The sequence below is a fragment of the Alistipes sp. 56_sp_Nov_56_25 genome, assembly GCF_001915285.1.
GTDB classification, from domain to species: Bacteria; Bacteroidota; Bacteroidia; order Bacteroidales; family Rikenellaceae; genus Alistipes; species Alistipes shahii.
Map to the genome: position 1 here is coordinate 1 of NZ_MNQF01000039.1, position 12917 is coordinate 12917.

General features: G+C 52.3%; 16 protein-coding genes and 1 pseudogene. 13 read left to right on the forward strand and 4 right to left on the reverse strand.

Going from position 1 to position 12917, the window contains the following annotated elements; translation table 11 throughout:
* Positions 1-319 precede the first annotated feature (319 nt).
* The 13 genes and pseudogenes from BHV64_RS08695 (at position 320) to BHV64_RS08755 (ending at position 9686) form a co-directional block, all read left to right on the forward strand.
* Positions 320-898, forward strand: a complete 579-nt coding sequence (locus tag BHV64_RS08695) for a sigma-70 family RNA polymerase sigma factor (RefSeq protein ID WP_044054579.1) — start codon at positions 320-322, stop codon at positions 896-898.
* A 1022-nt stretch (positions 899-1920) separates the two neighbouring features.
* Positions 1921-2112: a helix-turn-helix domain-containing protein gene (locus tag BHV64_RS08700; protein ID WP_229028890.1), complete on the forward strand. Its 192-nt coding sequence runs from the start codon at positions 1921-1923 to the stop codon at positions 2110-2112.
* A gap of 88 nt (positions 2113-2200) precedes the next feature.
* Entirely contained in the window at positions 2201-2785 is a 585-nt protein-coding gene (locus tag BHV64_RS08705; RefSeq protein WP_015547830.1) for an ORF6N domain-containing protein, read from the forward strand.
* Between the two features lie 22 nt (positions 2786-2807).
* Positions 2808-3371: an ORF6N domain-containing protein gene (locus tag BHV64_RS08710; RefSeq protein ID WP_015547831.1), complete on the forward strand. Its 564-nt coding sequence runs from the start codon at positions 2808-2810 to the stop codon at positions 3369-3371.
* A gap of 8 nt (positions 3372-3379) precedes the next feature.
* Positions 3380-4243, forward strand: a pseudogene (locus BHV64_RS08715) (BRO-N domain-containing protein).
* 582 nt (positions 4244-4825) lie between these two features.
* Complete coding sequence (locus tag BHV64_RS08720) at positions 4826-5101, forward strand: hypothetical protein (RefSeq protein WP_217727884.1); 276 nt, start codon at positions 4826-4828, stop codon at positions 5099-5101.
* Positions 5102-5120: 19 nt separating this feature from the next.
* Positions 5121-6125: a fusion protein gene (locus BHV64_RS08725; protein ID WP_217727883.1), complete on the forward strand. Its 1005-nt coding sequence runs from the start codon at positions 5121-5123 to the stop codon at positions 6123-6125.
* 47 nt (positions 6126-6172) lie between these two features.
* Entirely contained in the window at positions 6173-6430 is a 258-nt protein-coding gene (locus BHV64_RS08730) for a hypothetical protein (protein ID WP_015547834.1), read from the forward strand.
* The gene (locus BHV64_RS08735) at positions 6427-6660 is read left to right on the forward strand and encodes a hypothetical protein (protein ID WP_015547835.1); all 234 of its coding nucleotides are present in this window, start codon (positions 6427-6429) and stop codon (positions 6658-6660) included. The genes BHV64_RS08730 and BHV64_RS08735 overlap by 4 nt, the downstream gene beginning before the upstream one ends.
* Positions 6657-7253 (forward strand): hypothetical protein, encoded by a 597-nt coding sequence (locus BHV64_RS08740; protein WP_018696893.1) that lies wholly within the window; start codon positions 6657-6659, stop codon positions 7251-7253. The genes BHV64_RS08735 and BHV64_RS08740 overlap by 4 nt, the downstream gene beginning before the upstream one ends.
* A 39-nt stretch (positions 7254-7292) precedes the next feature.
* Positions 7293-9017, forward strand: a complete 1725-nt coding sequence (locus BHV64_RS08745; RefSeq protein ID WP_288115747.1) for a ParB/RepB/Spo0J family partition protein — start codon at positions 7293-7295, stop codon at positions 9015-9017.
* A 51-nt stretch (positions 9018-9068) separates the two neighbouring features.
* The gene (locus tag BHV64_RS08750; RefSeq protein ID WP_217727881.1) at positions 9069-9332 is read left to right on the forward strand and encodes a hypothetical protein; all 264 of its coding nucleotides are present in this window, start codon (positions 9069-9071) and stop codon (positions 9330-9332) included.
* Positions 9333-9446: 114 nt separating this feature from the next.
* The gene (locus BHV64_RS08755) at positions 9447-9686 is read left to right on the forward strand and encodes a hypothetical protein (RefSeq protein ID WP_217727880.1); all 240 of its coding nucleotides are present in this window, start codon (positions 9447-9449) and stop codon (positions 9684-9686) included.
* A gap of 226 nt (positions 9687-9912) precedes the next feature.
* Here BHV64_RS08755 and traN read toward each other — a convergent pair whose 3' ends face one another.
* The 4 genes from traN to traK form a co-directional block, all read right to left on the reverse strand.
* Positions 9913-10818, reverse strand: a complete 906-nt coding sequence (gene traN / locus BHV64_RS08760; RefSeq protein WP_141418246.1) for a conjugative transposon protein TraN — start codon at positions 10816-10818, stop codon at positions 9913-9915.
* 1 nt (position 10819) lies between these two features.
* Entirely contained in the window at positions 10820-11512 is a 693-nt protein-coding gene (traM, locus tag BHV64_RS13280) for a conjugative transposon protein TraM (RefSeq protein ID WP_441294230.1), read from the reverse strand.
* A gap of 452 nt (positions 11513-11964) precedes the next feature.
* A complete protein-coding gene (locus BHV64_RS08770) occupies positions 11965-12222 on the reverse strand; it encodes a hypothetical protein (protein WP_141418247.1) in 258 nt (85 codons plus the stop codon).
* On the reverse strand, positions 12212-12775 hold the full coding sequence (gene traK, locus BHV64_RS08775; RefSeq protein WP_288115749.1) for a conjugative transposon protein TraK: 564 nt from the start codon (positions 12773-12775) through the stop codon (positions 12212-12214). The genes BHV64_RS08770 and traK overlap by 11 nt, the downstream gene beginning before the upstream one ends.
* Positions 12776-12917: the final 142 nt, after the last annotated feature.

Genomic DNA, 12917 nt, shown 5'->3' on the forward strand with positions numbered 1-12917 from the left:
AATCGCTGCTATGACCGTGCTGCAATACATCAACTTCTGTAACCATCGTAAAATTGGTCTTGTTAAAGATGCTTTATTTTAATTCAACCAACGGGTATATTTAATAATAATGTAAAATTATTTATTTAGCCAATGTATTGACAATGAGTGTATTGATCGCCTGCATTTGCTTCCCGGAACCTTATTTTGTTTCAAAAATATTTTCATTTCTTTTTTGCAGGCGCTTTCAAAACATCGGAAACGAAAAACCGGGGATGAATTCTCGACTTGCATTTTCGGGAATAATTGCTATCTTTGGAAACAGTATCGAAAGATTGCGATGGGGAAGCCGACGAAAATATTGACAGCCGAAGAGTTCGACAGGCTGTTCAACGACAAGGAGCGTTTTATCCGAATCGCATACTCCTATATAAATGATATGGAGATGGCAACGGATATTACGACCGATGGCTTCATGTATTTGTGGGAACACCGGGATCACCTTGAATTCGACGTGAATATCAAAGGTTATATTTACAATTACGTCAGGACTCGCTGTATTTCATACCTGCGTAAGCGGAAATCCATGCTCAAAGCTCAAAGCGAACTTTATAGAAAAGAACAATGGCGGATCGAATCGAGTATCAATACATTATCTAACGAAGAACAGATCGGCAAACTGTTCCAATCCGAGATAATCGAGATTTACCGGCGCGAACTGGCCAAAATGCCGTCTCTTACTCGTAATGTATTTTTGGCAAGCCGTCTGGAAGATATGACTTACCATCAAATTGCGGAAAAATTCAACCTGACCGTCCGGCAGGTTACTTCGGAGATTCAGCGGGCAAATTTCTTGCTTCGGACACCGCTAAAAGATTATCTGGTGAATGTTATAATTATGCTGCTATATCTACAATAAATGAAAAGGAATGGAAGCCATCGGCTTGTAATGAATGTCAAGAGATTTTAAGACGATCATCTCAGCCGATGTGTATTCTCCCTTGTAAATACGCGCTTCCATTAGTCCGAATACGGGTAGAGCCGGTTCGGACTTATTGTCGGAGACAATTTCCGGATATGAAAACGGATGCAGAGACATACGATGGATAGTGACGCAACTTCACACAGATTCCATGAAGAATTCAGTCGTATATCGGCCGCATCCGTGTTATTAATTCGAGTCGGGATTCAGCCACGGAACGGTTCGTCGGCTGATTTTCGGTATGTTTTTATGTGTTCGGTGGTGCGATAGTTGAAACCAGGGCAGGGTGCAACGGGCGCGGCCGCCCCGTAAAAAACTATCTTTCTCTGCCAGCAGACAGAAAAACCGATGGTAAATCAGCGAATCGGTATCATATTTATAATTTCGATAGTATTAGGGTCCAAAACAAACGCTGCTGCAAAGATATACCGATTCCGCCTGCCGGCGGTCGCTCGGCGGGTGCAATCCGTATGATGTAATGTATTCGGCGAATGGCGGCGCATGACGGTTTCGGGTTAGTGGATGATGTACCCACAGAAAACAAAAAGGGGGCGCGGTGTCAGCCCCTACTTGTCGGTCTTGGAGTTACCTTCAGATGGAAGCTGTCCTGCGCCCCAGTCAAGCCCTGCTTGCAAATAACAAACAGGACATAACCGGAGCTGACAACCATTATACCATCTGATTAAACATCCTCCGAAGAGGTCTCCAAGTTTACAAGTAGGTATAAAGAGTTGTTTACCCTTTATGATTATGTCCGTCGGCTACGCCGAACTATTCAATCGCAAATGTAGCATAATTTCTGTATTTAGAAATCCACGTATGCAAATATAATCAAATTTTTCGAATACACGTGAAATCACGTGTATAAAATTTTAGACATCACCTTTCCTTTGCAAAAAATGCGAACAAAGGTTCCCAAATATAGAGATACTACTTTTCAACGGCTCTTGATAGAACGTATGCAACAATTACGTTCGGATCATGGGTATTCTCAAGAAGAAGTTATTGAGTTTACACATTTAGATATTTCTCGGTATGAATCAGGAACCTCCATTCCAAACACACAATCTATACTGAAACTCTGTAAATTATATAACATCACAATCGCTGAATTCTTCGCACCGATAAATTATCCTGCGAAAAAAGAATAGAAAAGACGAAACGGAGCGGTTTCGTCTTTCTTTTTGCAAAAAAGCGACTATATTTGTGTTGAAGGAAAGAACTTGCCCAAACTTATTGATGGAAGAACTCACTACGATCCAGAGCAAAATCTACGAAATCCGCGGCCAGCGCGTGATGCTCGACTTCGACCTTGCGGCGCTCTACCAAGTTACGACCAGTGCATTGAATCAGGCCGTAAAACGTAACATCGAACGATTTCCGGAAGAGTTCATGTTCCGCATTTCCGAAATTGAATGGAAAAATATGTCATCACAATTTGTGACGACATCCAGAGTGAAGCGGCCGAAGACATCCCTACCTTATGCTTTTACCGAACAGGGAGTTGCGATGCTTTCTGCGGTATTGCGCAGTGGAATGGCAATACAAGTAAGTATCTCTATTATGAAAGCATTTGTCGCCATGCGCAATTATATTACGACAGCTACAACCGTTACTTCGGAATTGGCTGAAATCCGGGCAAAGCTGGCTCTGCTGGAGCGGGCGGACGAGGACAATGCCGAGGCGGTGAACGACCTTTCGGAAGACATGCGCAAGGAGCTGGACAACATCTACGAGGCCATCGCGGCCCTGTCGGTCAAAGTGCCCGAGGCCCGCAAACAGCCCCGGCCCATCGGGTTCAAACTCCCGAAGGAAGAGAAATAACCGTTCATTTTGACCCGAACCGATGGAAGAACTCGCTACGATCCAAAGCAAAATCTACGAAATCCGCGGCCAGCGCGTGATGCTCGACCGCGATTTGGCCGAGCTTTACGGCGTTACGACCGGCAACCTGAATAAAGCTGTAAAGCGAAATATCGAACGTTTTCCGGAACGGTTCATGTTTCAACTGACAGAACAGGAATTTTTGATATTCCAAAATGGAACATCAAGTTGGGGCGGCACACGAAAACGTCCTTATGCTTTTACCGAACAAGGGGTCTCCATGCTTTCTGCCGTGCTACGCAGCCCGACAGCCATACAAGTCAGTATTCGGATTATGGATGCTTTCGTCGCCATGCGCAACTACATTATGACAACCTCGACTATGACGGCCGAGCTGTCCGAAATCCGTGCGAAACTGACCCTGTTGGAACGGGCGGACGAGGACAACGCCGAAGCGGTGAACGACCTTTCGGAAGACATGCGCAAGGAGCTTGACAACATCTACGAGGCCATCGCAGCCCTGTCGGTCAAAGTTCCAAAGGCCCGCAAACAGCCCCGGCCCATCGGTTTTAAGCAATCAAAGTAAAAAGAGCCATGACCCAAAAGCAAGCGATACAACTTTTTGAAGAGCGTAAGGTACGCACCGTCTGGGACGACGAAGCGGGCAAGTGGTACGTTTCGATTGTCGATGTTATCGCAGTTTTGACTGAAAGTAAAGATGCCGCAGCCTACTGGCGCAAACTCAAACAACGGCTGAAAGCTGAAGGGAATGAAACCGTGACAAATTGTCACGGTTTGAAAATGACCGCTCCGGATGGCAAGATGCGCCTAACCGATGTGGCTGACGTAGAGCAGCTTTTCCGACTGGTGCAGTCGATTCCCTCGCCGAAGGCCGAGCCGTTCAAGTTGTGGCTCTCTTCGCTTGCCCGCGAACGGCTGGAGGAGATCGACGACCCGGAACAAGGCATCGACCGGATGCTGGAATACTACCATCGCAAAGGCTATTCCGAGAACTGGATCAACCAGCGGCTAAAATCCATCGAGGTACGCAAGGAACTGACCGACGAATGGGAACGCCGCGGTATCAAAAAGGGACAGGAATACGCCACGCTGACCGATATTATTACGCTGGGCTAGTCGGGTATGACCACGCGCCAGTACAAGCAGTACAAGGGACTGAAAACCGAAAGCCTGCGCGACAACATGACCAATCTGGAGCTGGTGCTCAACATGCTTGCCGAAGCGACGACCACCGAAATTTCGAAAGAGCGAAAACCGCGGACGACCGCAGCGAACCGTGCCGTGGCGGCACAGGGCGGACGTATCGCCGGGAATACCCGCCGCGAGATCGAAGCCCAGACCGGAAAAAGAATCGTATCGCCGCTCACGGCAAAACAGGCATTGGCCGAAAAAACAGCCGAAGGGATCGAACACCCGGAGGCGGATACGACAGAATGATCCGACGGTTCGCAATCGGTTTGAGGCCGCAATTTGTGACCTCGAATTCGAAATCACAAAATGGGATATCCAATTAGAATAAATATATGCCATTGGGAACGGTCGAACGCTGAAAATCCCGATACAGAATCGGTTGTTTCCAAAATGGAAATAACCGCCGCCTACGGCAAAGGATTTACGGCTCGCAGTATTTTGAAATTATTGGCTACCGATAGCAAGATACAATCCGGCCAAAGACAGATAAGCAGATATGTTAAAAGATATATCTGTTTTTTATATCCGGGTTGAAAATTCCTCGTATGTCTTTGTGCTGTTTCCGAGACTACCTACTCCCCGTTTAGCACGTTATGCACCGCATTTGCCTTGCTTCCGTTTCCGTGGGCGAAGCTATGGCAGGGGGTCGGAAAACAACCAAGATCGGGGCCCTTCGGGTTCAGACAAAAAAATCAGCCGCAACTTATATATTGCGGCTGATTTTTTTGTCCTGAAATCTTGTTTGTATTCCGCCCCTCTGAAATATAGCCCACAGAAACGGAAGCAAGGCAAACGCGGCCCATACGGCATAAAAAAAAGGTCGTAGTTATGAAACAGCACAAAGACATACGGGAAATTTTGAAACGGAGCGGCACCGCTCCCACCGGCATCTGCGGGTTTTGGAGGTCTGCGGCAAGTTTCGCGGCTGTGCTTTTCGGCGCGTTTGCGGCGTTCAAATTTCTCGCGGGTATCTATCTCGGCGCGGGCGGTTTTTGGGGCTTCTGCCTCTCGTTATGGCTCTTGCGGCGGTGTCGGGACATCGTGCGTCTCGTCCTTTCCCCCGTGGTTGTCCTCGTGCGGTTTCTTCTGCGGCTGTTTTACTAACATTCAACACCTTACAACTATGGGAAAAGTCACATTGCTATTCGCAGGAAAGAGTTACGACACCGACGTACAAAGCGTGCGGGAGAATCAGATCGTTATTTATGACGGGCCTTACAGCATGCGCCGCCGCATGGTCGTGGCCGGAATCGAACACACACAATCCGGTTACAATTACCGATTGATCGACCCCGAAACCGCCGAGGAGCACACTGCCGATCTGATCCGGCCCTTGCGGGACAAATTCGGTATCGGGCACTATTACGACGACGAGCACCCCGAATTTATGGATGCCGCCGAGGTCGCGGCGCTCCGCACTCGTGCCGACGCCCTCAAAGCCGAGCAGGAAGCCGCCCGACGTGCGGCGGCGGAAGACGCGGAACGGTTACGCACCATCGGCGCGGAGCGTCTGCGGCAGATCGTTCCCGACGATGCCGTGGCCGTCATCATCGGTGAACAGCATGAAAGCGAATGCGACCCCTATACGGACTATTTCGGCTCGCGTATCGTGCGCACGGTGATTCTCGGCTTCTCGACCCACACGCGCGATCTGTTTCCCGAAATGCGCAAGGCCGCGGCACGGTTCGAGGGCACGGCACACCTGGCCGAGCGTAATGCCGAGTACGAACACCGTGAAAAGTACAGCATGGGGCACGGCTATTACCTTGGCACGCACCGCTATTCGGGCTGGCAGGTCAGCAAGGAATCGTGCCGCGACAAAGAGGGCATTATCAAGCGTTTCGCCGTCGTGGCCGGAAAATCCGACAATGTATGCATCGAGAACCCTGCACCCGTGCAGACCGCCGCCCCCGAAACCGTGGCCGACGCACGTGTCGAGATCGTGGAATACTCCGCGAAGTCGATCGCCGTATTCGGCGATACGAAACCCCTGCGTGACACGCTCCGCGATCTGAACGGGCTGTTTCGCGCCTGCCTTACGCACGACGGCACCCGGTGCGCCGGGTGGATTTTCTCCAAACGCCGAGAACAAGAGGTGCGCAGCGCATTGGCCGCCTATCTCAAATAACATTCAATCCGGGGCGTGCATCCGCCCGCCCCACAACACCCGAGAGCATGAACGAACAGATAACAGCTATCGCCGCGCTCCTGTTGGAGATCAACGGCAAAGAAAAATACACCGCCTTTTTCGATTTCAGCGGCCATGTACGCACTTTCAGCATCCGGATTTATTCCGGCAAATGGTCGCAGGGGAAAGCCCCTCTTTTCAACCTCTCGCTACAAAACAAGGACGGACAGCAATGGCGGAATTGGGACAACGCGCATGCCATGTCCGGTGATTCGATCCTCTCATTCTTAACGACCTTATTATGAAATCATACGAAGAAATCATACAGCGCACGGCGGATTTCGACTACATGATGCGCACCCGGTTGCCGGAAAAATACATGCCGGAGGTGTTCGGCGTCACGGCCGGGGAAGATCCCGATCTGCGGCAACTCCTTCACAACGCATCGCGCAACGGCATAGGCATTACCTACCTGCTGTTCAAAATACCGTACGACCGCCACAAGCAACTGATCAAATACCTTTCAAGATCATGAGAACGGAAACCGTAACCTACCAAATTTTCTCGCTGGGCGAACTTTCGCCCGAAGCACGGGCACGGGCATATCGCAAGTGGCTCAACGATGAACCGGAATACGGATGGAATGCGGAGAACAAACAAACGCTGAATGCCTTCTGTGATCTACTCGGCATACGGTGCAATAAATGGGAATACGACGGTTATTCCTACTCTTTCAGCTGGTATTCGCCTTACGAAGATACTATTGAAAATCTGCATGGAGCACGGCTCGCCGCCTATCTACACAACAATTTCGGATCGCATCTGTTCGTCCCGAAAATCTACTACAAAGGGAGAAGACGCCGCCGAAGCCGCCTATTCTGTACGACGGAATGTCCGCTGACAGGGTATTATATGGACAATATGATCCTCGATCCGATATACTGCTTCTTCACGCATCCGGACGATACGACTTTCTACGATCTGATCGAATGTTGTCTGGACACCTTTTTCCGGGCATGCCGCGACGATGCCCGGTATTGCCGCAGCGAGGAGTATTTCGCAGAACTGGCTGAAAGTAACGCATGGGAATACCTTGCCAGCGGTACAGCATATCATCTGATCAATTAATTCCACAATAACATATCAATTCTAATGAACCATCACACCATGAAAACGAACGAAACCGACACCACGACCGCAACCGCCACCCAGAGCACGAAATCGACCGTTTTGCTCTCCATTGACAAAATCCGCCCCAACCCCAACAATCCGCGGCGGAGTTACGACGAGAATGCCCTCGCGGAACTGGCCGCCTCCATTGCCACGCACGGCCTTATTCAGCCCATCCGGGTGCGAGCCGCAGAACAAGGCGGTTATATCATCGTCTGCGGAGAACGCCGCTACCGCGCCGTGCAACTGCTCGGCCAGACCGAGATCGAGGCAATCGTCGATGCCGTGCCCGCCGATGAACGGGCGATCTTCGACCTCGCGCTTTCGGAGAACATTCAGCGCGAGGAGATGCCGCCGCTCGACGAGGCCGAAGCCTACAAAGCCGCCATGCAGACCCTCGGCGGGGACGCCGCCGCCGTGGCCGCACGCTTCGGCAAGAGCGAGCAGTATATCTACTACCGGATGAAACTCAACGAACTGATCCCCGATGCAAAAAAACTCCTGCGCGAAAACTCTATTACATTGGGTCTCGCTATGGAGTTGGCACGATACGGGAAAGACTTGCAAAAGACGATCTGCAAAGACCGCCTCAAAGACGAGGAGGGGTGGCGGAAATACTCCGTAAAGGAGTTCAAGCGGATGGTAGACGCCCATTATACGAACGATCTGGCCCGGTACCGCTTCGACCAAACGGCGTGCGCCAAATGCAAGCACAACACCAATCTATACGATATGTTCGCCACGGGAAGCGGACGGTGTACGAACCGGGAATGTCTCGAAGCCAAAAACCGCGAATTCATCGAGCGAAAAAGCGGAGAACTGCTCGCGCAAAACCCGAAATTCATCCTTTGCAAAGACCGTTACGGATGCGACGACCATGATAAGGCCGTAGAGCATATGACCGAAAACGGGATCGAATGCAAGGCGTTCGAATACGGGCAGGTACAGGAAATGCCCGCTATACCCGCGGAACCATGTCCGGCGGATTATGCCACCGATGCCGATTATACCGCGGCAATGCAGATCTATGAGCAGCAGAAAAAGGCCGCCGAGGAAAAGACCGCCGACCTGCTGGCCAAGCACGACGCCGGGGCGATCCGTATCTTCGTCAAGACCTCGCGCGACGACGCCCGGCTGGTCTATGTGAACCAAGCCGCCAAAGGCAGGGAATCGACCGGAGAACTGATCGCCCGCCTTGAGGAGAAGAAAATCCGCAACACGGAACTCGCACACGAAAAAACCGTCGAAGCCGTCCGGCAGATCGTCCGCGACGAGGAGATCGCCCCGACGCCGTTTACCCAGCTGGAAGACAACATTCTCTATTACATCATGCTCGGAAGCCTGCGGCGCGAGCACCTCGCCGCCGTGGGATTCCCCAAGGCGTATTATTTGACATCCGAACAGAAAATCGCTGTCGTCAATGCGCTGACCGACGAACAACGCGATCTCATCACCCGCGATTTTCTTGTAAAAAGCCTTACATCCGACATCGGTTTCGACAAAACGGGGAAGCAACTGCTGATGGAATTTGCAGCCTTGCACCACAAAGAGAAATACGAGGTTGTGAAAGCGCAGTTCGACGAGGAATACACGAAGCGCAACGACCGTCTCGACGAGCGTATTGCCGTGGCCGAAGCGCAGGAGAAAGCCAAGACCAAAGCCGCCAAGAAAGAGGGCAAAACGGGTAAGAGCACTAAGAAAACGACAAAGAAAGCCGCCTAAATTCTGATCGGGGACGGCCTGCGGGCCGTCCCCATAAAACCGAATAGAATCATGCTGAAAGAATTTATCGACGATCTTCGCCGGCATGGAATCGCCGTTTTCGATCTGATCCAGGCAGGTGCGGAGAATCACATTTTTTTCGCACGCCGAAACGGCCATACTTGGGGTATCCGGATTTCCCGGGAGCGAGCGGCACGCTGCTATACCGTACATATTTTCTCCGAAGAATTGAACATTAGGGACACTTGTTCCTGCCCGCCGGGATTGTTGCAGACAACTATCGAACTGCGATTCAACGACCTTGCGACACCATAAATAAGTTTCGGTTTCCGTCTGCGGCATGACTGCCGCAGACGCGAACGGGCGGACGCCCGCGGCTCCCGCCATACCGCCACCCCGAATTGTGTCAAAACATCATCTGACGAACCTATGAAAACCTATATACGTATCGCTCCCAACGTGGAATATTTCACCGATTACGACCGTTTCCGCGAGGCGCAAATCTGCTGCGCCGTCGCCGAAGACGGCACAAGCCTGTTCAGCCGCATCGAGAACCGCCGCTTCATGCACACGGTGCGGCACGATCTTTCCGAACGGGTTATCGAGCTGCTATGTCGGCAGATACATCGTGAAATATGCACATTGCACTATGGCGGACAAGTCGTGTAATGACCTGCCCACCACACCAGAGAATTGTAAGTTGTAAAATATTAAAAGTGCCCGGTTTTACCGGGCACTTTTAATTGGGTTCAACCCCGGATCAATATCTGTGTTTCGGATACTCCGGAAAGAGGATCAACCAACATAGTCCGATGGCGACCAGTACCGACAATATTCCCATTGTCAGGCAAAGAGCCGTTAGAAAGTGTACGAACATCGAATCTTATTTTTCCCGTTACAGCAGTTTTGCTTCTAACAACTCTTTGGCTGGTATTTCCACCGTCTGATGCCGGGCTCCGTTCTTCTCGATGATTTCCAGTAAAAGCACCTTGTCATCGGAGATCGTCAGTTTGGGCAGTGCGAATACCGTCCGCTGACGCTGGTGTCCCCTCACGACTGCCGGATCGTTGCATACGCGCAGGATTTCGAGCGTCGACTGCTGTTGTGCCGTACGCTTGGTGAGTTTGCGATCCGCTACAATGAAATGTCGTGCATCTACCTCGAATGAGATATTCGTGTCGTTCGAGATACAGGAGTGAATGTATATCACGTCATTGAACACGTAAATCCCCAACACTTCGACTTCAATGCCGTACTTCTTCGTGCGAATGCCCTTCACGTCCGTACGGTTTTGGCGGTATATGTCGCTCAACATGCGTTTTATGGTCGCAGGTTTCTCGCGCCCTACCTCGCGCAGCAGCACCCGGCTTTCGGATGCTGGGGCCGTCGGCTGCGGATAGCCCACGGCGGCCGGTTTCTTCATACTTTCTGGTTGCGGTTCCTGCACTGTAAGATTGAGGGTCGAGACAACCGGATTCTCGGCATAATAGACATCGAAAGTGAAAAATCCGCCGTCTTCGGTGATGACCGTCAGGTTTGTTTCTGCTGCGAAATTCCGCACGGCGGCTTTCACGCGCACGACGTTCTCGGCTCCATCGGCCTTGCCGGCGATGATGTCCATCGAGCCGATGTCGATATACGTGACAGGCGACGGGAAGAGGATGTGTACAGTCTTGGTGAATCCCGCTTCGATCTTTCGGGGTTCGATCTGTTGCGGCCCGTCCTGCATGGCCTTCGCCGTAGCGTGTGCTGCCCAGATTGCGGAGACGATCAGGGGCAGATAAATAAGGTCTCTTTTCATTTTACTGCTGTTTTGAAATCAATAATAGCTGATGGTTGGCTTTGAGGGTTATCTTCACCTCGCGGAGCTTCCCGGGCTGCCCGGCCGAACGGGTGACGTTTACGCTCGTCCCGGCGGTCTGTCCTACGGATGCCAGCGCCTCTTTGAGGGCTGTCCGCTCGCGGGAGTTCGGGACATTCAGCCCCGGTTGTCCGTCGAGGTCGTAAGCCGCGGCTTCGACGGCGAAGATCCGCCCGCCGTATTCGACGGACGACACTATGACTTGCAGCCGCATCCCGGAGATCGTCGCAAGACCGTATAACGGGGTGTTGCGGGGGATCACCGTATCGTCGATACGCACGGCTTCCAGCAACCGCAGTTGCACGGTGCTTCCGGCACGTATGACCTGCGTCGAGGCGACGCAGGCTCTGACGGTCGGAGTATCGGCATGCGCGACGCCACCTGCCGCCGTGAGAAATCCCAAGTTACGTTCGACGGTGAAATCCGCCCGCGGATCGAGTGTCGAGGCTTCGACCTCACCCTCCCGAACGGGCTGCATGACGGACAGACGCGAATCCCTTCGCTGCTTCGTCGGCCCGGCCTCTTCGTCCGCGGCCGTTCCGCCGCCGAGATACTTCCGGGCGAGCTTGTACTGCTCCTCGGCCAGTTCCAGCGGATCGGGCTGCTGCCGCTCGGCGTCGAGCTGGGATTGCAGGGCGCTCTTTCAGTGCTTCGACCTCGGTATTGCCGCAAGAAGGGGCCGGGGTGTAGAAAGCCGCCATTTCACCCGATATCCTCCGGTAGGCAGCATCCGATTCGTCGATCGCCGTCGGTGCTGCCGGAACTGTAGCATCCGCCATTTCCCCGGTCACAGGCAAGCGGTCGTCCATAACATCACCCAACGATTGTAGTTTCTCGCGCCGCTGCTGCTCGTACTGCTCCTGTTCGTAGACCTTGCGTTTGTCCGTTTCCGCCGGCTTTACCGTCGCTTCCGGAATCGTAACATTGTATCCGCCCGTTCCCGCCTGCTGCGGAGCCGGTTTCGGGGCGAACAGGTACCATAGGAAAATGCCGCACAGCAGTGTCATCACCGTCACGACACCTACGAACTTAAGTTGCCGGAGATGCTGCGATGTGAGAAATTGCGACAGCTTTTCAACTGCTCCGTTATCGCTCCTGCGTGTCATCTTCACTCGTGTTTAGAGGTAACAGGCTCCTTTCCGGCAGTAGTGGCTGCCGGAGGTGTTCGACGGCGGGAATCGACGTCTCCCGACTCCGCATTCCACCGAACAGAATCATCAGGGCGACCGCCGCATAGACGAGCAGCAGCATAGTAACCAGCCCGAGCCGCTGGCGCGGCGTAAGACGTTTCATGCGGGCCTTCAGCCACGCTTCGGCCCGCGTCTGTAAATCCTTAGCGCTCATAACTTCCGAGGTCTTTATTTTCGAGAATACGCAGATCTTCGATCAGGAATCCCTGCGGGTTGTTGTCCGAGCGTACGGCATTTCGCAGGCGGCATGTCGTGACGAGCGTCCGCTCCGTGACGTTGCTTTCACGGACGATCTTCTGCCGTGCGAAGGTCTCGATAGCATAGGGATAGCAGTCGAAATCGCATCGGATGCTGTCCACGACGACATTCTGCGATACGTTCGAGGCGATGATGCGGTTGAAATATCCCTTCTCTGCGAGGCTCTGGTAATAGGTGATGGCGCTTCCGTCCGCAAGGTACAGCGCCCTGCGGACATTGCCTTCGATGGCCTCGCGGTCGGGAGAGAGGGTGAAGAAGAGCTCGTGGAAGCGCCGCACGTGTTCGCGGGCTTCGACGGGACGGTTCTGGGCCATATCCTGCGACAGGGCCAATATCAGCGACTTGCCCTGATCCAGTACGTAGATCTTCTGCCGCTGGGCTTCCGCGAAGCGGTAGGATGTCCACACTGCCGCCACCGAGATCAGCGTGCAGGCTCCCAGAAAGAGCATGCTGAAGAGCCGCAGGTGGCGAAAGGACGATTCTATATTCTTCAACCCGTTGGTTGAATTAAAAAGTTAGTAAAATGACAAATGAAAGGTTGTGCATATTTCTGGTTTTTAGTAACTTAATAGCATCCAAACTATTGAGTTC